Genomic DNA, 21,213 nt, shown 5'->3' with positions numbered 1-21,213 from the left:
TTCGCTACCCTGAGTCCATGGAGGCAAGGGATCTGCGAGTGTCCGATGCCGAACGCGAACACGTCGGAGAGCTGCTGCAGCGCGCCGTGGGGCAGGGCATGTTGTCGCTCGGCGAGTTCACCGAGCGAATGGACACCGCATTGGCGTCGAAGACCCGCGGTGAGCTGAACTCGGTTCTCGCCGACCTACCCGGGATGCAGATTGCCGAGGAACATCGCCCGGCACCGAAACCCTTCGCCGCGCCCACCCCGCAACCGACCCCGCGTCGCGTCGTTCAGGAGCATTGGGGGCACGGCAGCGGCGCGTCGGACACATTGCGCGGCACCATGTCCACCGTCACCCGCAAGGGTCCCTGGAACGTGCCGCCGAGCCTGCGCGTCTCCACCCGTATGTCCACGGTGACACTCGACTTCACCCAGGCGGTCATGTCGACGCAGGTGGTCGAGATACACGTCGACGACTACTGCAGCACCGTGACACTGATCGTGCCGACCGAAGCGACCGTCGATCTCAACCGCGTCGAGACGGTGGCGGGCAGTGCCACCAACAAGGTTCGCACCGGGCCGCCGTACGGGCCGCTTCATCTTGTGGTCTCGGGCAAGGTCCGCTTGGGTTCGGTGACCGCCAAGCACCCCTTCGGTAGCTCGATCCGCCGGATGTTCGGCTAGCGAGGCGGTTCTACTCGAGCAATCCGAGTAGCACTACTCACGCTTTTCGGCCGCGACGGTCGCAGGATCTAACCCATGACTTCTTCCCAGAACTCCGGGCTGGATCCGCAACTCGTCGCTCGCCTGTCCAGCCGCTTCGATTCCCTTGGCGACCACATGCGTCAGGTGGCCGTCGATCTGCAGACCTTGCAGTCGCAGCTCGGGGCCGCAACGGCTCCCGCTCCGACGCGGCAGGCATCGGCCCCGGTACATCCTGCCGCCGCTCCACCAGTACCTCCACAGTCGTACGGTCAGCCGTTCGGCCACACTGTCGGTCGGCCGCAGGCGCAGCAGATGGTTCGGCCGCAGCCCGTCCCTACGTACCCGCTGCCACCACGGGGGCCGGTCGTCGCGCCTCGACCGCCGGCTCCACCTCGTGAGCCGTGGTGGCAGCGGGACGGAGTGATCAGCCGTCTGCTGGCCGTCGCCGGTGCGGGCGTCACCCTCGTCGGCGTGGTGATGCTGCTCGTTCTCGCTGCACAGGCCGGGTGGTTCGGCCCGCCGCTACGGGTCGCTGCGGGCGCAGTGTTCTCGCTCGCGCTGATCGGGGCAGGCGTCCGAGTGTTCGGCCGGTCCGGCGGCCGCGTCGGCGGAATTGCCCTCGCTGCCACCGGTATCGCGGGCCTGTACCTCGATATACTCGCGATGTCCGTCCTGTACGGCTGGCTCGATCCCGTACTCGGGCTGATCACCGCATTCGGAATTGCCGCAGCCGGAACAGCACTCGCAGTGCAGTGGAAGTCGCAGCCGATGGCTGTGCTGATTCTCGCCGGCGTCGCAGTGTGTGGTCCGGTACTGACCGACGGCCTCACGCTGGCCTTGATCGCCTTCTTCATCGCCACCTACGTCGCGAGCTTCCCGGCTCAGATCGGTCGGAATTGGCAGCTGCTGCAGGTTGTTCGGACCGTTCCCCTCGTCGGCGCGGTGTTGGCTGCGGTCGCCGCTGCCGACATGAACGGCTCGACCGACAACTACTGGCTGCTCCTGGCCATCGTGCTCACGGCAGTGCTCGGAATCGGGATGTCGCTGGAGTTGTTGCGCCGCAACGTCTCCGATGTGGTCGCGACCGTGATGATCGCCCTGCCGTCGCTGCCCGTCCTGCTCTCCGTCGATATCTTCGATCGCGCTGCCACCGTCGCCCTTCAACTGGTTCTCGCGGCTGCGGCCGTGGCGATCGTGGCTGTGGTGAGCTGGTTGCCGGCACATGCCCGCATCACCGTCGCAGTGATCGGTGCCCTGGCGACGCTGCAGGCCGCAGTCGAGTCGACGACCCTCGAGATCCGCCCGGTCGTGCTGTTCGCCCTCGCCCTGGCTCTCATCGCGGTGGCGCACAGCACCCGTTCGACGCTCGCATACTCGATCGGCAGTGGATTCGGCGTGATCGGCACCTTGATGTTCGTCTCGGTGAGCCCGCCACAGGCGCTGTTGGACTCCGATCACGCAGTGGGCAGTGTCGGCATCGCCCTCGGTGGAATCCTGCTCGCAGCAACGGCCTTCGCCTTCTGCTACGTGCTCGCCGAACTGAAACTGGTCGACGACGGATTGCAGACCCTCGCTATCGTCTCCGGCGTACTCGCGCTGTACGGCCTGACGGCGGCCACCGTGACCCTCGGCATCGGAATCGGCGGCGAAACAACAGGATTCACGGCAGGGCACACCGCGGCGACCATCGAGTGGATGATCGCAGCCTTCGCACTCCTGGCATTCGGGCTGCGCAGCGCCACGCACGCCCATCTGGCTCTGCTGGCCGGACTGTCCTTGACCGCCGCGGCCATCGCAAAACTGTTCCTGTTCGACCTCGTCGCCCTCGACGGCCTGTTCCGAGTCATCGCCTTCATCGCAGTGGGATTGCTGCTGCTGATCGCAGGTACCCGATACGCCAAGGTGTTCGCGGATCGAGAAAGTGCGGCAGTTTCTTCCTGACCCCCTGCTGCGTCAATGGACCACTGCATTGCACTGGACCCCGTGGGTTGGACTGCTAAAGCAAATCCTAGGCTGCGGGGGCCTGGGCTCGGTATTGCACCGGGCTCAGGCCGTCGAGACGTAGCGAGATGCGGTCGTTGTTGAACCAGTCGATGTAGTCCTCGATCGCGGTGTGCAAGGCGTCGAGGTTCGAGTATCGGACGTGATGAAACATCTCCTCTTTGAGGTGACCGAAGAAGTTCTCGATGATCGCATTGTCGTAACAGTTCGCTTTGCGGGACATCGATTGGATCGCTCCCGCATCGGCCAGCAACCCTCCCCACGACGAGTGCTGATAGTGAAAACCTTGATCCGAGTGCACAATTGGACACTCCTGCTCGCCGAGGGTGCCCAACGCGGCCCGCAGGGAACGGTTGGTGAACTCCGTCGTCGGAGACTTTCCGATCGAATACGAGATGATCTGGCGATCGAACAGATCCATCACCGGCGACAGATACAACTTCGCCTCCCCGACCCGGAACTCGGTGACATCGGTGACCCACTTCTCGTTCGGGGCCGCCGCCGTGAACTGACGGTCGAGGATGTTCGCCGCGACCGCCCCGACCTGACCCTGATACGAGACATACCGTCGACGACGCCGCACACGGCACGCCAACCCGAGCTCGCGCATCACCGCGAGCACCGTCTTCTTCGCCACCCGCCACCCTTCATCGACGAGGACTCGGTGCACGCGTCGATGCCCGTAGCGTCGGTGGTTGTTCTCGAAAGCCCTGGTCACCGCCGCTTTCAACGCAGCCTTCGGATCGGGCCTGCGTAACTGCGCTTGACGGTAGAAGAACGTCGACCGAGCCAAGCCGGCGACGTCGAGCAGCACATCGAGACGGTACTGCGCCTTGAGGGCGATGACAGCGAGAACCTTCACCGTCGTCCCTGTTCCCTCAAGGCCCGCAATTTTCCCAGGTACGCCACCTGTGTCCGCAGCCGTTCGTTCTCCTCACGGAGGCGGTCGAGCTCACTGGCCCCATCCGCATCTGCCGTCGACTGTTTCGGCGGTCGACCCGCACTCTTGGGACGCAATCCCTCGTCGCCGTCGCGGCGGTACGCACGCACCCACGGTTCGATGATCTTTCCCGACGACAGGCCGTACTCACGCGCCAACTCGATCTTGCTCTCACCCGCCAGAAAACGTTGCACCACAGCGCGTTTGAACTCGAACGAGAACTTCTTTCGGTCTGGTTTCTCCACCAACACGCTCCCGCCTCGAACCCGCCAACGGTCGTGAAGACTCCTCACCGCCCACGACCCGATATCCAACTGCGCAGCAACCGAGGACGACCCACGGCCCTCCTCGAACAACGCTACCGCCGCGACCCGCTGATCCTCGGTAAGTGAACTTCGTGCACGCATACAAAACTCCCCGGTAGTCGGAACTGAATTACTCAGTCCAACTTCCGGGGAGCGGTGCACATACGTCTGAGCAGTGCAATGGTCCATTCACCCGGACCGACCCGGGCCGGCCACACCGCGTCAATGGCACTTTGCATACGTCTGGGCGGTGCAGTGGTCCATTCACGCGTTGCGAGGGGGCGGCGGCAGGGTGGGTCAGGAGTCCTCGGGAGCCGTTTCGCCGAGACCGAGCTTGCGTTGCATTCGTTTCATGCCGGCCGGTGCCCACCAGCTGGCGTCGCCGAGCAGTTTCATCGTCGCAGGCACGAGGAACATGCGAATGACCGTTGCGTCGATGATGAGGGCGGCGATCATGCCGTAGGCGATGTATTTCATCATCACCAGATCGGAGAATGCGAATGCTCCCGTGACGACGATGAGTATCAAGGCCGCAGCGGTGATGATGCGTCCGGTGTGAGAACTGCCGATGTGGATGGCTTCGCTTGTGCTGGAGCCATTTTCACGAGCCTCCACCATCCTGGACAGGAGGAAGACCTCGTAGTCGGTGGAGAGTCCGAAGACGATCGCAGCGATCAACAGCAGAATCATCGCCATGATCGGCCCCGGCGTGAAGTTCATCCACGCGGCCCCGTGACCGTCGATGAAGATCCAGGTCAGGATGCCCATGGTCGACCCGAGGCCGAGTGTCGTCATCAGTACCGCCTTGATCGGCAGCACCAGAGATCCGAACGTCAGGAACATCAATACGGTCACGACCAGGACGACCAGCACCGCCATCAGTGGTAGACGGTCGACCATCGCATCGATCGAATCTCGTTCGATCGCAGGCGTTCCCGTCACCTGCATCGTCGTGCCGTCGGGAGTGTCGATGCTGCGGAGGAATTCGATGGCGGGCGCGCTGTCGTTCCGATCGATCAACCCGGCCTTGAAGACGATGATGCCGTCCTTGCTGGCACCGACCGGGGTGAACTGCTCGATCAGGCCCGGTGCGTTGTTCGCCTGGGTGGTGATTGCGGCGAGGTTGGGGCCCTGCGCGTTCTGGATGACCAGCTTGATGGGCTCGGTGCGCTGGCCGGGGAACAACTCGTCGAACTGTTCCTGCGCCACTCGCGTCGGATTGTCCGGTGGCAGATACGTTTCGTTGATTCCGCCGAACGCGAGATTGCCGATGGGCAACGTCAGGGCCAGCAGTCCGAGAACGATGGTGACGACCACCTTGATGGGATTGCGCATCACCCAGGTGGTGAGCCTGCCCCATCTGCCGTTCTCGATCTCTTCCGAGGACTTCGTCTTACGCATGAACGCGAGGCCGAGGGCATCGACGCGTGGGCCGAGGATCGACAGAATGGCCGGCAGGATGGTGATCGCGGTCAACGCCGCGAGAGCGACCGTCGCAATCGAACCAAGGGCGACCGACCGCAGGAACCCGTGCGGAAACAGCAACAGGCCACCGAGGCACGCGACGATGATCGTCGCCGAGAACGCCACTGTGCGACCGGCAGTCATGACTGTTCGACGGACTGCATCGGGCGTCGATCTACCGTCGCCTAGCTCCTCTCGGAAACGAGAGACGATGAACAAGCCGTAGTCGATCGCCAAGCCCAGCCCCACCAGCGACACCACCGGTGCGACGAAGGTGTTGACCTCGGTGACGTGGGTGAACAGCTTCACGATGCCGTTGGCTCCGATGACCGTCAACGCACCGACGATGAGGGGAAGCGCAGCAGCGACGACGCCGCCGAAGACGAAGAACAGCAGCACCGCAACGGCGGGGATGGCGAGGACCTCCATGCGATGGATGTCGTCGGTCATCGTCGACTGCAAGGAGGCAGCCACCGCCTGTTGTCCGGCGACCTGCACATCGACGCCGTCGATGTAGAAGTCGTTCTGGACGGCCTGGAAGTTCTCGGTCAGTTCGGTGTCGTTGCCGCCGACGATCGCGATGCTGGCGATGGCGTGCTGCTTGTCGGTGGTGCCGAGCGCCGCGAGCACGGGTGCTTCCGCGGTTCTGAAATAGCTGCCATTGATCTTCGCGATGCGGTCCGGGTGGTCGGCGACCAGCGAATCGAGGTTCTGGGTGATCGCCGCACCGAACGACGGATCATCGATGTTCGAGCCCTCGGGGGCGGTGTAGAGAACGATGACATCGCCCTCCGTGTCACGTCCGAACGTCTCGTTCGCAAGATTGCCGGCCGCGGCCGACTGCGACGTCGGATCGTCGAATCCGCTCTGGCTCAAATGGTCCGGTAGATCCCAGCCGTACGCCGCCAAGATCGCCAGCCCGGCCACCATGACCCCGAGAACGCTGTATCGAAGGCGGTGGACCAAGGTTCCCCATCGAACGAACACGTGTGTGTAACTCCCCCCGAAAGCGCGCGACTACCGCCGCCACGCGAATGAAACGTCGACCCCCGCTGTCAGGCAGGAGTGTAGCTTGCGTAACGACTATCGAGGCAGGAGTGCAGCCTGCGCGTCAGTGCTCTCAGCGGTTGCGTTCGCGCGCAAGCAATTCGCTGACGCTCAGTACGTGCCCGTTCTCGCCGCCGCGATGGCGACCGCTGTCACCGCCCTCGGTGGACGGTGCGGCCCGACGTCCCGACCGCGTGTTCGACTCGCCCGACGCGGTTCCGCTGGTGCTGTCGCGGTCGGTGCCATTGCGGTCGATATCCGTGTGCTCCGTGCCGTTCCGCGCGGATCCGGCATTGCCGTTGCTGTCGGCACGGTTGTGCTCGGAGCCGTTGCTGCCGTGGTCGTTCCGGGCAGAACCATGGGGTGCAGAGCCGTTGGATGCAGTGCCGTTGGATGCAGTGCCGTTCGCGGCCGAGCCGTTCTCGCCGTGACCGTTGTGACTCGAACCATTGGCGGTCGAACCATTGGCCTTGGAACCGTTGCGTGGTGCGCTCGACGGCGGTGACGCGCTCGGTGCTCGCAGGTCGGCGAGCCAACTCTCGATGGAGCGCGAATCCGGTTCCTCGGCGCGAGGTGTGCGAGCGGGACGGGTGCGGCTCGGCGGTGTGCTCGGCGCGCGGGGCGGCTGAGCTGTCGGGGGAGCCGCCACCGGGTTGACCGGGGGAGCGGGCCGAACGACCTCGGCGGCCTGAGTGGGTTCCGGTTCGGCGATCGGTCGCGGCCGTACCGGCTGGCTCGGGGCAGGTCGAGGAGTCGATCGTTGCTGCGGAGCTTCCTGAACCTGGTCGGGAGTCGAGGCCGGAGGTGTAGCGGGGCCATGCGTCGGCTCCGGCGGTGTCGCGGGGCGTCCCGTCACACTCCGTCGCGATTCCTCTTTCGCGGCGTGGGTCGCCCTGATCGGACCGGCACCGTGCGGTGCGACCACTGGAATGGGCTCGGTGAGCGGCTCGCTGCGACGCGGTGCCGGACGCATCGGCGGCGCGACGGTACTCGACGGTGCACCCCCCGCGAGGGCGAGCTCGGGCACGTTTTCGATGGGGAGCAGCTCGTCCTCGAGGATGGTCTCGCCCAGTCCGAGCTTCTGCTGGATTCGCTTCATCCACTGGGGGGCCCACCAGCAGTCGTCGCCGAGCAGTTTCATCGTGGCGGGCACGAGGAACATACGGATGAGGGTGGCGTCGATGATCAGGGCCGCGATCATGCCGTAGGCGATGTACTTCATCATCACCAGATCGGAGAACGCGAACGCCCCGGTGACGACGATGAGGATCAGGGCGGCGGCGGTGATGATGCGTCCGGTATGCGAGGTTCCGATGCGGATGGCTTCGCTTGTGCTGGCACCCTTTTCGCGAGCCTCGACCATGCGGGAGAGCAGGAAGACCTCGTAGTCGGTGGACAACCCGAACACAATCGAGATGATCAGCACCAACACCGGGGCCATGATCGGCCCAGGGGTGAAGTTCATCAGCCCCGCACCGTTGCCGTCGATGAATATCCACGTCAGGATGCCCATGGTGGCACCGAGACCGAGGACGGTCATGAGCACCGCCTTGATCGGCAACACCAACGATCCGAACGTCAGGAACATCAGCAGCGTCACGATGAAGACCACCAGAACGGCCATCAACGGGAGCTTGTCGATGAGCGCACTGATCGAGTCCTGCTCGATGGCAGGTGTACCGCCGACGAGCATTGTCGCTCCCTCGGGCACGTCGATGCTGCGGAGGAAGTCGATGGCGGGCTTGGAGTCGTTGCGATCGACCAGTCCGGCCTTGAAGACGATGATGCCGTCCTTGCTGGCACCGACCGGCGAGAACGGCTCGACCAGGCCGGGAGCATTGTTCGCCTGAGTGGTGATCGCCGCGAGCGTGGGGCCCTGCGCGTTCTCGATGACCAACTTGATGGGTTCGGTCCGCTGGCCGGGGAAGAGCGAATCGAACTCGCCCTGCGCTTCTCGGGTGACGTTGTCGGGAGGGAGATAGGTCTCGTTGATGCCGCCGAACTTGATGTTGCCGACGGGAAGCGTCAGGAGCACCAGGCCGAGCACGATCGGGACGGTCACCTTGACGGGGTTGCGCATCACCCAGCGGGTCAGGCGGCCCCACATGCCGTTCTCGATCTCTTCGCTCGATTTGGTCTTGCGCATGAACTTCAGACCGAGCGCGTCGACGCGGGGTCCCAGGATGGCGAGCATCGCGGGCAGAATCGTGATGGCCGTCAGAGCGGCCAGTGCGACGGTGGCAATGGAGCCGTAGGCCACCGACTTCAGGAAGCCCTGCGGGAACAGCAGCAGGCCGCCGAGGGACGCGACGATCATCGTCGCGGAGAACACCACGGTGCGACCGGCCGTCATGACCGTGCGGCGCACGGCCTGTGGCGTCGAATAGCCGTCACCCAGTTCTTCTCGGAATCTCGAGACGATGAACAACCCGTAGTCGATCGCCAAGCCAAGGCCGACGAGCGAGACCACGGGCGCGACGAAGGAGTTGACCTCGGTGAAGTTGGTGAACACCTTCACGATGCCGTTGGCACCGACGACTGTCAGACCGCCGATGATCAGGGGGAGGGCGGCCGCGACGACACCACCGAAGATGAAGAACAGCAGCACCGCGACGGCCGGGATGGCGAGTAGCTCCATCCGCTGGATGTCTCCGGCCATCGTCGACTGCAGAGCGCCAGCCACGGCTTGCAGTCCGGTCACCTGCACGTCGACGCCGTCGATGTAGAAGACGTCCTTGACGGCTTGGAAGTTGTTGGTCAGCTCGGTGTCGTTGGCACCGGCGATGGCGACGCTGGCAATGGCGTGTTGCTTGTCCGCGGTGCCGAGTGCGGCGAGGTTCGGAGCAGTGGCCGTGCGGAAGTAGCTGCCGTTGACCTTCTCGATCTGGTCGGGGTGGTCGGCGGCGAGCGAGTCGAGATTGGCGACGATCTCGGACTGGAACTCGGGGTCGTCGATCGTCGATCCCTCGGGTGCGGTGTAGAGCAGGATGACGTCACCCTGCTTGTCGCGACCGAACGTGGTGTCCGCCAGACGGGCAGCCTGAGCCGACTCCGAGGTCGGATCGTCCCAACCACTCTGACTGAGATGGCTGTTGAGATCGAGACCGTAGGCAGCGAAGCCCAGCAGTCCGGCCACCATGACACCGATAACGGTGTACCGCAGGCGGTAGACGATGTCTCCCCATCTGGCGAACACTTAAGAAACTCCTTGGCGCCCGACGAGCAGGGCGGACAGCGGTCGGAAGGGCTGCAGCCACGCACCTTCGTTGGGAAGCGAGTCCAGACTCACCCGAGGCAGTGGCTCACGGAAGACGCCCGGGATGTCCTCCAGGTCGAGGAACTCCAGGATGTCGGACGTGACAGCCCAGCTTGCGTGCTCCCGGAATCCCAGTACCTGTACGGGCACTCCGGTCGCTGCGATGGCCTCCAACGGCCCTTTGAACGCCTGACCGTCGGCGGACGCAACCATGACACCGGCGAGACCGCCGTCACGGTTGCGGAAGTCGATGTGGTCGAGCATGTCCGCGTCGACGTCACTGTCCTCGTCGACCTTGGGCTTGGCGAACACCGCAAAGCCCACGTTACGCAATGCTTCGACCCAGGGTCGGACGACATCGGCGCTGCCGGGGGCGATGTTGGTGAACACCGTCGCCTCGGGCTCGAGTGTCGCGGTGCCGGAGGTGGAGAGTTCGGCGGTGCGGCTGAGCAGCCATCGGCCCAGTGCATCGAAGCGTGGGCGGTACGCGGCGGTGGGGCGGCCACCCAGAATTGCACCGAGACCCATGTCCAGGTTGGGTGCGTCCCAGACCAGCAGGACGCGTTTGCTGTGGCGCGATTCACCGATCGCGCCGAGTTCGGAGGGGTCGACCACGGTGTCGGGCATGTCCGTACTGACGCTCATGCTGTCTTCTTTCCCCAGATCAATTCCGTCACCGAGCTGCCGACCTGCTGTGCCTTGCCCTCGAACTTGGTCACCGGCCGCTCGTGTGTCATGGGCGATTCCCAATCGAGAACGGTCAAACCGGGCTCGGCGTTCCCGGCCTCGGCAATCCACTCAGCGTATTCGGCATGATCGGTGGCCACGTGCAGAACGCCGCCGGGCTTCAGTCGATCCGCGATCATCGCGAACGTCGGTCCCTGCAGCAGCCGACGCTTGTGGTGGCGAACCTTGGGCCACGGGTCGGGAAAGAAGACGCGCACGCCGGTCAACGATTCCGAGGACAGCATGTTCTCGAGCACGTCCATCGCGTCACCGCGCAGCAACCGAACGTTCTCGATGCCTTCTCTTTCGATCTGCTGCAGTGTCTGCGCCAGACCGGGCCGATAGACCTCGACGGCCATGAGGTTGACGTGCGGCTCGGCCGACGCCATCGCCGTGGTGGCAGTGCCCGTACCCGAGCCGATCTCGAGAATTGCCGGACCGCTGCGCCCGAACCAGGCGTCGACGTCGATCTGCTCGTCGGCGACGTCGCGGCCGATGCGCGGCCACAGGTTGTCCCACGTGGTCTGTTGAGCTTCGGTCAGAGCCCCACGCCTGGAGCGGAAACTCGTCACGCGGGGGTACAGCCGTGAGCCCCGTTGGTGGGTCTGCGCGGCGTTCTCCTCGGTGTCGACAGAGGTGTCCTGAGGCTCGTTCACCGGACCATTGTCGCGCATCGACGGGGGGTGTGACAGGTGGGTCTCGAGTTGAAGTTGAGACTTGCTGTCCCGTCCCTGATCAGCGGCAGTGCGGGCCGATCGAATTACAACGGTGCAATTCTCGCCGGGCGGCCCGGAACCGAACTCGTGTGCCAGAATCGGTGCCGCAGCAGGGGGCTGTGCGCCGCGATCCGAAGTGGGCGGCGGATCGTTCTTGGGGGAATCGATGACGGATGCCGCCGAAGCCTGTGTGAACCGATTGCGTGATCGTGCTGCGACGAGCGATGCACGTGAGGCCGTCGAGACCGCCCTGCACGATCGCCTGCAGCCGATGATCGTGCGAGTGACCGGCCGAGCCGGCGTCGGGAAGTCCCCGATCGTCTCCGTTCTCGATTCGGTGCAACTCGACGCGGACGGCCTCGAACTGCGAATACACGAGGGCAGAACGGACAGCAGTGCGGGAGAGGTGCTCGTCCACGTCCTAGCGGGCGCGGTGTCGCCGGTCGACACTGCATTCCTGAGCTCTCGACCGAGGGGTGCCCTGGACGGAACGGTCGTCGTGCTGACGAAGGCGGACACACTCGACGATCCCTCGGCAGCAGCCGCGACGGCTTCGGAGCAGCTGGGGCGGACAGTTCTGCCGGTGATGGGATCCACCGCGGCGGGACTGCGGGGTGTTGGCGGCACCGGTGCGACTGTGGACATGGCCGACGTGCGGGCCGTCGCGGCAGCCGACCTGCGCCCGGCCGACATGATGACGGTCGACAGGTTTCGCGCTGCCGACATCGCCGTGTCGCCGCGTCGGCGAGAAGCGCTGATCGAGTGTGTCGAGCTGCGCGGTCTTGCGTTGCTCGTCGACGTGGTTCGCCGGCACACCGCGATCTCCGACAGCGACGCGATGCGAGTTCTGGCCGATGCCACCGGTGTCGATGCCATGATCACGGCAGTGGCGACCGCCGTGTCCTCGGCGGCGGCCTCCCGTGACGGCGAGCTGCACACCGCGTTGCAGCAGATCTCCGCCGGGCATCGGCAGGTACGAAGCGCTGTCGAGTCGTATCTTGCCTCGGATGAGGCCGTTGCTGCCGAGATGCGGTGCGCAGCAGTGCGTCTGAGGGTGTCGATCGAGACCGGTTCGGAGCGGGACGTAGTGGAGCAGGTGGCGCTGTGGCAGCAGCGTGCGGCCGCATCCGGCAGCTCCGACGAACGTCGTTCGGCGCTTGCGCTGTGTCGCGGCTACGTGCGGATTCTGCATCGATGACGCCACTGCCGGAAGACATGACCAGCGTTCTACGGCGCTGGAATTCGACTGCACTCGACGAGATCGAACGAGCGAGGGTCAGTCGACCTGCAGGGGTTCACCTCACCGGCACTGCAGGATCGGGCAAGTCCGCACTGCGCCGTGAGCTGTCCTTACCGGGCGGTGCCGCAGTCGAATTCACGGACTCGATGGCCGATGCCGCTGTCGTCATGATCGTGGTCGACGCGTCGGCTCCGGTCGGTCGCGTGGAGATCGAGCAATGGCGCGCCGCCCTCGAATCCACGCCGGTCGTGTTCGTGGTGAACAAGATCGACGTGCATCGACAGTGGCGTGAGGTCGTCTCCGCCGACAGCGACGTCGTCGCCGAGTGTGTCCCACGGTCGGTGGAGTGCACGGTCCACCCGATCTCGGTTCGGTTGGCGCGGACGGGTCGCGAGAGCGGTGACGCCGGGATGTACGCCGAATCGGGTCTCGGTGCCGTCGAGGACCGGCTCGGCGCGCTTCTGCTACAGGCCACGGCTCTCGGATCGCGGCGCAAATATGCTGCGGCAGTGCAGGGCTGCGTGTCGGCAGCACGAGCGTCGATCGTGGCGAGGGCACGCGACGTGACCGGTGGTGTCGACACGGCTCCGCTCCGTGCGCGGCGAGCCGAGCTCGTCGGCGAACGGGACAATTCAGGGGGTGACCGACGGGCGCTGCTGCACAATAGAATTCAACGGGCTCGAGTGGAATCCCTGCACGCTGCCGCCGAGGACCTTCGCGCGCTGGGCGTCGAGGTCAGGAAGACTGTCGACGGAGCCAGGCGCGCAGAACTGAAGCACCTCCCCGCGCATGTCGCCGAGTCCGCGCGCGGTGCGCAGCGTCGAGCCGAGTCGGCTCTGACCGCCGGATTGCGGGCCGTGGAAACCGATCTCGGCCTCCCGCCGATGCAGGTGGACTCGAGTGCTGCGGACGCCCCGGTCGACATCGGCGAGCCGTCCCGGCGTCGGGGGATCGAGGACGCCGTCATGGTCGTGGTCGGCGCATCGGCGGGGGTAGGTCTCGGGCGGCTGGTCGTGTCTCCGATGGCTCTGGTGCCTGCCTGGGCCGTTGCCAACACCGTGGTCACCCTCGTTCTCGGTGGTGTGCTCGCCTGGTGGATCACCCGCTCGCGGGCGCTGGTGGCCGATCGCGCCCATCTACGCGGCTGGACGCAGGAAAGCCTGGCCCGGGTGAAGTCCGCGGTGGAACAACGGTTGCTCTCCCGGATTCTCGATGCGGAGTCGGCACTCGCGTCCGCCGTTGCGATGGCGGACCGGGACGCGGTGGTCCGCATCGACGTCGCTCTCGCCGAGGTGGACGCCGAGTTGCGTCGGCTCGCCGACCACCGATCGGCGCTGCTGTCTGCATGCGATCGCGATCTCACTGCACTCGATCGGGGGCTCGAGCGATTCCGCGGACCCGACCGCAGTGCGTTCGACCTCCGGGATCCGGTCCAACTTTCTCCCACTCGTGGGGAACCGTCGGCGCTGCCGGTGCGTCGGAGTCAGTAGGTGCAGTGTCGGGTTCGTCTCGAGATGAGGAGCGTCGATGATCGACGTGGATGGCTTCGCAGCAGGGGGTTTCCTCACGGAAGCAGTGGAACCCGACGATCTCGACGACGCCGATGCGCCCATGGATTCGTCGGGCCTCTTCGACCTCGACGGCGACGGTCACTACGAGACCACCGTACGGCGTACCGATGTCGGCATGACGGTGGCGACCGACGTCGACGGGGACGGTGTGACGGACAAGTTCACCGCCTTCGGACGTGACGGGCGGTACCGATCGTGGGAGATTTTTCGAGAAGCGAACGGTATCGGGCGGGGCGAATTGACCGAATCGGGCGAGCTGTAGCGCCTCGGTCCGGCCACTGCGTTACCGCTGGTGAAAGGCTTCTTGCGCCGATCTTTCCCTATCTGAATCGGTCCTGTGACCAATCGGACAACACCCTGTTTCCGGATTCACGTCGCTCGGCGTTAACCTGAACAGCAGGACACCCGGCGCTCGACCCTCGGCTTGCTGTACCCGTTACGATGGTGTACTGCAGCTCGAACGGTCGAGCAGCGCCCCGCCGAGAGGGGAAAACCGAGAGCTGCTCGCGCATGCTTGCCCACAGTGATCGTGCGAGTACTTCCCGGTTCCGGCTCACCCCAGGAGAGTTAGATGACCTCAGCCACCATTCCCGGTTTGAGCGGCACCGACAACGTGCCGACGCGACACAAAGAACTGCTTGCCTGGGTTGCTCAGGTAGCCGAACTGACCGAACCGGATTCCGTGGTGTTCGCTGACGGATCCGACGCCGAATGGGAGCGTCTGACCGGCAAGCTGGTCGAGGCCGGCACCTTCACTCGTCTCAACGACGAGAAGAAGCCCAACTCGTTCCTCGGCAACTCCGATCCGTCGGACGTCGCTCGCGTCGAGTCGCGCACGTACATCTGCTCCAAGCAAGAAATCGACGCCGGTCCCACCAACAACTGGATGGAACCGTCCGAGATGCGGACGCTCATGTCCGATCTCTACCGCGGCTGCATGCGCGGACGCACCATGTACGTCGTGCCGTTCTGCATGGGCCCGCTCGACGCGGCCGACCCCAAGTTGGGCGTCGAGCTCACCGACTCCGAGTACGTCGTCGTCTCGATGCGCGTGATGACGCGGATGGGCCAGGCTGCACTCGACAAGATCGGCGACGACGGGTTCTACGTCAAGGCACTGCACTCGCTGGGAGCTCCGCTCGCCGAGGGCCAGGCCGATGTGCCGTGGCCGTGCAACGACACCAAATACATCACGCACTTCCCCGAGGACCGCGAGATCTGGAGCTACGGATCCGGCTACGGCGGCAACGCACTGCTGGGCAAGAAGTGCTACTCGCTGCGTATCGCGTCGGCAATGGCCCACGACGAGGGCTGGCTGGCCGAGCACATGCTGATCCTCAAGCTGATCTCGCCCGAGGACAAGGCGTACTACATCGCGGCGGCGTTCCCGTCCGCCTGCGGCAAGACCAACCTCGCGATGATTCAGCCGACCATTCCGGGCTGGCGCGCCGAGACCATCGGCGACGACATCGCGTGGATGCGCTTCGGTGAGGACGGCCGTCTCTACGCCGTCAACCCCGAGTACGGCTTCTTCGGCGTCGCGCCGGGTACCAACTGGGACTCGAACCCCAACGCGATGAAGACCATCGACCAGGGCAACTCGGTGTTCACCAACGTCGGCATGACCGACGATGGTGACGTGTGGTGGGAAGGCCTCGAAGGCAAGCCCGATCACCTCATCGACTGGAAGGGCAACGACTGGACGCCCGAGTCCGGAACCGATGCCGCGCACCCGAACTCGCGTTACTGCGTGCCGATGGCGCAGTGCCCGTCGATGGCTCCCGAGTGGGACGACCCCAAGGGTGTGCCGATCTCGGCGATCCTCTTCGGTGGACGTCGCAAGACCACCGTTCCGCTGGTGACCGAGGCCCGCGACTGGCAGCACGGAGTGTTCATGGGAGCCACCGTCGGCTCCGAGCAGACCGCTGCCGCCGAGGGCACCGTCGGAACCGTCCGACGCGACCCGATGGCCATGCTGCCGTTCCTCGGCTACAACGTGGGCGACTACTTCCAGCACTGGATCGACCTCGGCAAGAACGCCGACGAGTCCAAGTTGCCGAAGGTGTTCTACGTCAACTGGTTCCGTCGCGGCGACGACAAGCGCTTCCTGTGGCCCGGATTCGGTGAGAACTCTCGCGTGCTCAAGTGGATCGTCGAGCGCATCGAGCACAAGGCCGCCGGCATCGAGACGCCGATCGGTGTGGTCCCCACCGCCGAGGCACTCGACATCGACGGACTCGACACAACGGTCGAGGACGTGGCCGAGGCACTCGCGGTGAACTCCGACGAGTGGAAGGCCGAAATCCCGCTGATCCAGGAGTGGTTCGACTTCGTCGGCGAGAAGCTCCCCACCGGAATTCAGGACGAGTTCGACGCCCTCAAGCAGCGCCTGGGCGCGTAGTATTCACGACACAGAACGGGGCTCACCGAGGGGTGGGCCCCGTTCTGGCTGTGTGGGTATGGCGGTCAGGCAGTGAGTGCGGCCGCCCCGGCCAGGGTGCCGAGGCCACCCAGCGCAGCGGGCACCACCTGTAGGCCGTCGAGGAATTTCAACCGGGCGTGCAATGCGATCGACTCCTGGATCGGATTCCACAGCGGCGGGCCGGCCTGAGCGAAGCCACCACCGATCACCACCATGCGTACGTCGACCAGGGCGACGGCCGACGCGATCGCCTGACCCAGTGCCACGCCTGCGCGCTGCAACGAGGTGATGGCGATCGGCTCCCCGGCGGCGGCATCGGCGGCCAGTTCGGTTCCGGTGCTGCCGGTCCAACCCAGCTCGCGCGCCCACCGCACCGCCGACGGCCCACTCGAGACTGTTTCCACGCACCCGATTCCGCCGCATGCGCAGGGCGTCGTCGAACCGGGAACGACGATGTGGCCGATGTGGCCGGCGTTGCCGCTGGCACCGGCGACGATCTTCCCGCCCAGTACCAACCCGCCGCCGATGCCGGTCGACACCACCAGACTCAGCACGTCCGGCACACCCACGGCGGCACCGAACCGATGCTCACCGAGTGCCGCTGCACTGCCGTCCATCGCGAGGTGGATGTCGGCTTCGGGAAAGACCTCGGCGATGTGCTCGCGCAGACCGAAGCCGTCTTTCCACTCGGCGATGTTGATCGGTGCGACCGAACCGGTTTCGAGATTCACCGGACCGGAGCAGGCGACGCCGATGCGATCGATGTGCTGTCCAGGAGCGATCTTCCGAAGCAACGAAGCGCATGCCGGCCATACCCCGGACTCGGGCGTCGGCACCGTCACCGGGTTCTGCGGCCGACCGTCCTCGCCGACGAGTGCCGCCGTCATCTTGGTGCCGCCGATGTCGAGCGCGAGTGCCGTCATCGTTCCAGGCTAGTCGCGGGAGTGGAGCCTGCGGAACGACCTGGGTTAGGCGGGAGTGGAGCCTGCGGAACGACCTGGGTTAGGCGGGAGTGGAGCCTGCGGAACGACCTGGGTTAGGCGGGAGTGGAGCCTGCGGAACGACCCATTCAAGCCGTTTTTGGTTTGAGGACCAGGACGAGGTTGCTGCCGAGGAACTCGCGGAGTACCGGAACTCGCATCATCCACCAGGCCCATCGGGGATGGTAGCGCGGGAACGCGGCCAGGAGGGTCGCGTTGGGAGTGCTTCGCGCCCAACGTAATCCGTCTGCCGCGCTGATGTCGAACAGTGATTCACCGAATCGGTTCTTCGGCTCGTGACCGGTGGTGCGGGTGTAGCGGCGGGCCGCGTATTCGCCACCGAGGTAATGCCAGGGCCGGGTCTCGTGACCACCGAACGGACCGAACCAGATGGTGTACGACAGCACCATCAACCCGCCCGGCTTGGTGACCCGCAGCATCTCCTCGGCCATGGTCCACGGCTCGCGGACGTGCTCGGCGACATTCGAGGAGAAGCAGATGTCGACGCTGTCGTCACGGAACGGTAGTGCCATCCCGGAGCCACGCACCGAACCTGGAATCTGCAGACCCGCCGCGTGCATCTCCGACGCATCGGGCTCGACGGGCAGGTAGCGCTGGCAGCTCGCACCGAAGACCTCGGCGAAATATCCTGGCCCGCCGCCGACGTCCAACACCGTCGCCGCCGACATGTCGGTGCCGGTCAGGCCCCGATACAGATCGCCGATCAGCTCCACGGAATCGCGGGCCAGTGCGCCGTAGAAGATGTCGGGAGCGCTCTGTTCGTGGCCGAAGTCCTTCAGCAGACTCACCGAGCGGCGCAGTGTCGCGCGAGAGGCGAACAGACGTGTCACGGCGGAAGTCACGAAAACGAACCCTAGCGGTTACTGTGGCAGCGGTAATCGACGGCGGTCGAGACGAGCATGCGGAAATTGGGTGAAGCGAGCTGTGCGCGAGGTTCTGTTGCTGTGCTGGCGCGATACCGGGCACCCGCAGGGCGGCGGCAGCGAGCGTTACCTCGAGCAGGTGGGTGCAGGTCTGGCTCGGCGCGGTGTCCGCGTCACGCTGAGGACGGCGTCGTATCCCGGAGCTCCCGCCGAGGAGATCGTCGACGGCATGCGCATCAGTCGCGGCGGCGGACGCCTGTCGGTATACCCGCGAGCGCTGGCGGCCATCGCAGCCGGGCGGCTCGGATTCGGACCGCTCAAGGGGATTGCACCCGACGCGGTGATCGACACCCAGAACGGCATTCCCTTCTTCTCCCGTGCGGCGCTCGGCGTTCCGGTCACGTTGCTGGTGCACCACTGCCACCGTGAGCAGTGGCCGGTCGCGGGGCCGATGATGGCCAAGCTCGGCTGGTGGCTCGAATCGACCGTGTCGCCGAGGGTCCACCGCCGCAACCAGTACCTGACCGTGTCGTTGCCGTCCGCAGACGAATTGGTCGCGCTCGGCGTCGATCGCGAGCGCATCGCCGTGGTGCGCAACGGAGCCGACGAGATCCCGCCGTCGATCCCCGAGGGGGACGACAGCACCCGCACCGCCCACCCGTCGCTGACCGTGCTGTCCCGGTTGGTTCCGCACAAGCAGATCGAGGACGCGCTCGACGTCGTCGCCGCGCTGCGCGGTCTGATCCCCGAGATCCACCTCGACGTCATCGGTGGCGGCTGGTGGGAGCAGAACCTCCGCGACTACGTGAGCGAACTGGGCATCGAGCAGTACGTCACCTTCCACGGCCATGTCGACGAGGGCCGCAAACACGCGCTGCTCGGTCGGTCGTGGGTGCACGTCATGCCCTCCCGCAAGGAGGGCTGGGGTCTCGCAGTCGTCGAGGCAGCTCAGCACGGCGTGCCGACCGTCGGCTACCGGAGTTCCAAGGGGCTCACCGATTCCATCATCGACGGCGTCACCGGTGTTCTGGTGGGCGGGTTGTCGGATGGTGAAGAGGACCGGGACGTCTCCGGTCTGACCGTTGCCGTCTCGGAACTGCTGCAGGACGCGGACGCCCGAACTCGCCTGGGGGAGAAGGCGCGAGTGCGTGCGGCGGAATTTTCCTGGGAGCAGTGCGCAGAAGGTGTCTACTCGGTGCTCGACGCGACGACGCGTGGAACCTGGTCGTCAGGGCTGGTGGGTGCGCCGCACTCGGATTCGGCCCAGCAGTCCTACCGCTAGGCCCCCGAGAAGCAGAAGCGCCCACGCAAGGTGGGCCGCGACGACCACTGTTGCAGGACGGCTCTCGACGATCATCGGATTCGGCACGCGGTAGAGCGTGAGCTGCTCGTCCGAGTACACGATGTCGAGGGGATTCAGCGTTCGCGCGGATTCGCCGAGTTCGCCGGGGGTGGTGTTCTCCACCAGTACCCAGCCGACGCCCATCCGGGCAATCGTGTCTGCGGATTCACCCGCGAGCACGGAGTTTTGGACCTCGGTCGCGCGTTCTCCCTCACCCCGTACCGTGCCGCCTGCGACGATTAGCTCGCCGGTCTGCAGTACGTCCAGTGGCAGCATGCGCGGCGCGGGGTCGAGGACGGGCGCAGTGCCGCTGTAGGGGAAACGGCGGAACATCCCGGCCGGTAGCACCGCGACATCGCCTGCTGCGCCGTCCAATTCAATTGCGACCGCCTGCCAGGATGCCGGGTACGTCACGGGCCTGAGCGAGTTCCCGACGCCCCAGGCCAGGTCGGGTAGCGCGATCAGCAGGGCCACTACGGCAACGGCGCTGCCGAATCGGGTGCGCTGGACCGCGCTCAGCGCGGTTGGTTGCACCGGATTCGGTCGACGTCGGGGAGAAAATGCAGCGGCGGCGGCCAACGCATAGATCGGCATCGCCAGCGCGACCCACTTCTGGGAGTCGCGGAGCAACCCGGCACCGGGAACGGTCTCACCCAGTGCGCGGGCCATCGCCAACCCAGGTCCCGTCGCTGCCAGCGCAGGGACGGCGATGGCAAGCAGGGCGACGACACCGAGTCCCACGATCACCGGATTTCTTCGACGCCTGATCAGCGGCCGCACACCGAACGCGACGACGGTCAGCAGCAGCACCGTGCCCATGAGCGCGAAAATGCCTGTCCGAGAACCGGGTACAGCATCGGAATTCCAGATTCCACCGAGACCGGCGAGGCTGCCGAGGGTGCCGAGGCCGGGCTCGGCCCGCGCCGCGAACGCCGCCCAACCCGCCGGATCTGCCTGCTCGACGCCATTGCCGGACACCGCCGTCGCCGCCAGCCACGGTGCCGACGCCACCGCCGCCAGCCCGAGGGCTCCGACCACGCGCAGGCCGCGTCGGGCACCCCCGGGGAGGGCGAGGACGACCAGGGCGATGGTTGCGGCGAGCAGCGCGCCGGTGGGGGTGAGTCCGGCGGCAGCGAGGCAGACGGCGAGCGCCCACCAGGAACGGCCCTGCCTGACCGCGAGTGCAGCGACCACGGTCCACGGCAGGGCGGCGTATCCGACGAGCAGGCTCCAGTGTCCCTGCAGTAGCCGCTCGGCGACGTACGGGTTCCACACGGCCACCGTCGAAGCCACGATCAGCGCGGGCAGTGGGGCTGTCGGCAGCACCGTCCGTGCCATGACCGCTGCGCCCCATCCGGTCAGCCACAGGGCCAGCAGCAGAATGGCCTTGACCACCAGGCCACCGTCGAACACCGTCGACAGTGCTGCGATCGCGGCGTCCTGCGGCACGGCGCGTGCGGCGGCGTCGGCGATTCCCCAGGCGGAGTCGGTGAAGTAGGAACGGGGTGTGCTGACGGCGTCGCGCAGCAGGAGATAGCCGGGGCCGAGCAGCGGTCCGAGAATCACCACCGAGAGGAGCAGGCTGTAGAGCGGGGGCGTCCACCTCGACCTCGACCGCGCCATGTTCGGC

Annotated in this window: 16 protein-coding genes; 7 read left to right on the top strand and 9 right to left on the bottom strand. The window is 65.8% G+C overall.

All coding sequences use genetic code 11. The features are described from left to right. Positions 1-17 precede the first annotated feature (17 nt). Positions 18-668 carry a DUF1707 domain-containing protein gene (locus tag MTX34_RS09070; RefSeq protein ID WP_243609172.1) on the top strand — a complete coding sequence of 217 codons (651 nt, stop codon included), beginning with the start codon at positions 18-20 and terminating at the stop codon, positions 666-668. 75 nt (positions 669-743) lie between these two features. Further along, on the top strand, positions 744-2,630 hold the full coding sequence (locus MTX34_RS09065) for a DUF2339 domain-containing protein (RefSeq protein ID WP_243609171.1): 1,887 nt from the start codon (positions 744-746) through the stop codon (positions 2,628-2,630). Between the two features lie 67 nt (positions 2,631-2,697). On the opposite strand, the gene MTX34_RS09060 is transcribed toward MTX34_RS09065, so the two are convergent. The 6 genes from MTX34_RS09060 to trmB all read right to left on the bottom strand — a co-directional run bounded on the left by MTX34_RS09060 (position 2,698) and on the right by trmB (position 11,102). Then, a complete protein-coding gene (locus MTX34_RS09060) occupies positions 2,698-3,552 on the bottom strand; it encodes an IS3 family transposase (RefSeq protein WP_243609170.1) in 855 nt (284 codons plus the stop codon). Then, on the bottom strand, positions 3,549-4,037 hold the full coding sequence (locus tag MTX34_RS09055) for a transposase (protein ID WP_243609169.1): 489 nt from the start codon (positions 4,035-4,037) through the stop codon (positions 3,549-3,551). The genes MTX34_RS09060 and MTX34_RS09055 overlap by 4 nt, the downstream gene beginning before the upstream one ends. A gap of 195 nt (positions 4,038-4,232) precedes the next feature. After that, positions 4,233-6,386 (bottom strand): MMPL family transporter, encoded by a 2,154-nt coding sequence (locus MTX34_RS09050; RefSeq protein WP_243609168.1) that lies wholly within the window; start codon positions 6,384-6,386, stop codon positions 4,233-4,235. Positions 6,387-6,519: 133 nt separating this feature from the next. Continuing rightward, positions 6,520-9,642, bottom strand: a complete 3,123-nt coding sequence (locus MTX34_RS09045) for an MMPL family transporter (RefSeq protein ID WP_243609167.1) — start codon at positions 9,640-9,642, stop codon at positions 6,520-6,522. Next, the gene (locus MTX34_RS09040) at positions 9,643-10,329 is read right to left on the bottom strand and encodes an NYN domain-containing protein (protein ID WP_243609217.1); all 687 of its coding nucleotides are present in this window, start codon (positions 10,327-10,329) and stop codon (positions 9,643-9,645) included. A gap of 14 nt (positions 10,330-10,343) precedes the next feature. Next, positions 10,344-11,102 carry a tRNA (guanosine(46)-N7)-methyltransferase TrmB gene (gene trmB, locus MTX34_RS09035; protein ID WP_243595222.1) on the bottom strand — a complete coding sequence of 253 codons (759 nt, stop codon included), beginning with the start codon at positions 11,100-11,102 and terminating at the stop codon, positions 10,344-10,346. A gap of 208 nt (positions 11,103-11,310) precedes the next feature. Between trmB and MTX34_RS09030 the strand changes: the two genes are divergently transcribed. The 4 genes from MTX34_RS09030 to MTX34_RS09015 all read left to right on the top strand — a co-directional run bounded on the left by MTX34_RS09030 (position 11,311) and on the right by MTX34_RS09015 (position 16,356). Beyond that, positions 11,311-12,342 (top strand): hypothetical protein, encoded by a 1,032-nt coding sequence (locus tag MTX34_RS09030; RefSeq protein WP_243609166.1) that lies wholly within the window; start codon positions 11,311-11,313, stop codon positions 12,340-12,342. Further along, positions 12,339-13,874: a hypothetical protein gene (locus MTX34_RS09025; RefSeq protein WP_243609165.1), complete on the top strand. Its 1,536-nt coding sequence runs from the start codon at positions 12,339-12,341 to the stop codon at positions 13,872-13,874. The genes MTX34_RS09030 and MTX34_RS09025 overlap by 4 nt, the downstream gene beginning before the upstream one ends. A 37-nt stretch (positions 13,875-13,911) precedes the next feature. Then, positions 13,912-14,217: a DUF6802 family protein gene (locus MTX34_RS09020; RefSeq protein ID WP_243609164.1), complete on the top strand. Its 306-nt coding sequence runs from the start codon at positions 13,912-13,914 to the stop codon at positions 14,215-14,217. Between the two features lie 309 nt (positions 14,218-14,526). Next, the gene (locus MTX34_RS09015; protein WP_243609163.1) at positions 14,527-16,356 is read left to right on the top strand and encodes a phosphoenolpyruvate carboxykinase (GTP); all 1,830 of its coding nucleotides are present in this window, start codon (positions 14,527-14,529) and stop codon (positions 16,354-16,356) included. Positions 16,357-16,421: 65 nt separating this feature from the next. Here MTX34_RS09015 and MTX34_RS09010 read toward each other — a convergent pair whose 3' ends face one another. Both MTX34_RS09010 and MTX34_RS09005 read right to left on the bottom strand, forming a co-directional pair. Then, positions 16,422-17,300, bottom strand: a complete 879-nt coding sequence (locus tag MTX34_RS09010; protein ID WP_243609162.1) for an ROK family protein — start codon at positions 17,298-17,300, stop codon at positions 16,422-16,424. Positions 17,301-17,446: 146 nt separating this feature from the next. Further along, entirely contained in the window at positions 17,447-18,220 is a 774-nt protein-coding gene (locus tag MTX34_RS09005; protein ID WP_243609161.1) for a class I SAM-dependent methyltransferase, read from the bottom strand. 82 nt (positions 18,221-18,302) lie between these two features. Here MTX34_RS09005 and MTX34_RS09000 point away from each other — a divergent pair, with 82 nt between their 5' ends. Beyond that, complete coding sequence (locus tag MTX34_RS09000; protein WP_243609216.1) at positions 18,303-19,523, top strand: glycosyltransferase family 4 protein; 1,221 nt, start codon at positions 18,303-18,305, stop codon at positions 19,521-19,523. On the opposite strand, the gene MTX34_RS08995 is transcribed toward MTX34_RS09000, so the two are convergent. Beyond that, complete coding sequence (locus MTX34_RS08995) at positions 19,470-21,206, bottom strand: hypothetical protein (RefSeq protein WP_243609160.1); 1,737 nt, start codon at positions 21,204-21,206, stop codon at positions 19,470-19,472. The two genes, MTX34_RS09000 and MTX34_RS08995, sit on opposite strands and share 54 nt — an antisense overlap. Positions 21,207-21,213: the final 7 nt, after the last annotated feature.

This window comes from Rhodococcus sp. ARC_M5 (genome assembly GCF_022810405.1).
In the GTDB taxonomy this organism is placed as follows: Bacteria; Actinomycetota; Actinomycetes; order Mycobacteriales; family Mycobacteriaceae; genus Rhodococcoides; species Rhodococcoides navarretei.
Note: the sequence above shows the minus strand (reverse complement) of the source record. Positions and strands in the feature narration are given on the sequence as shown.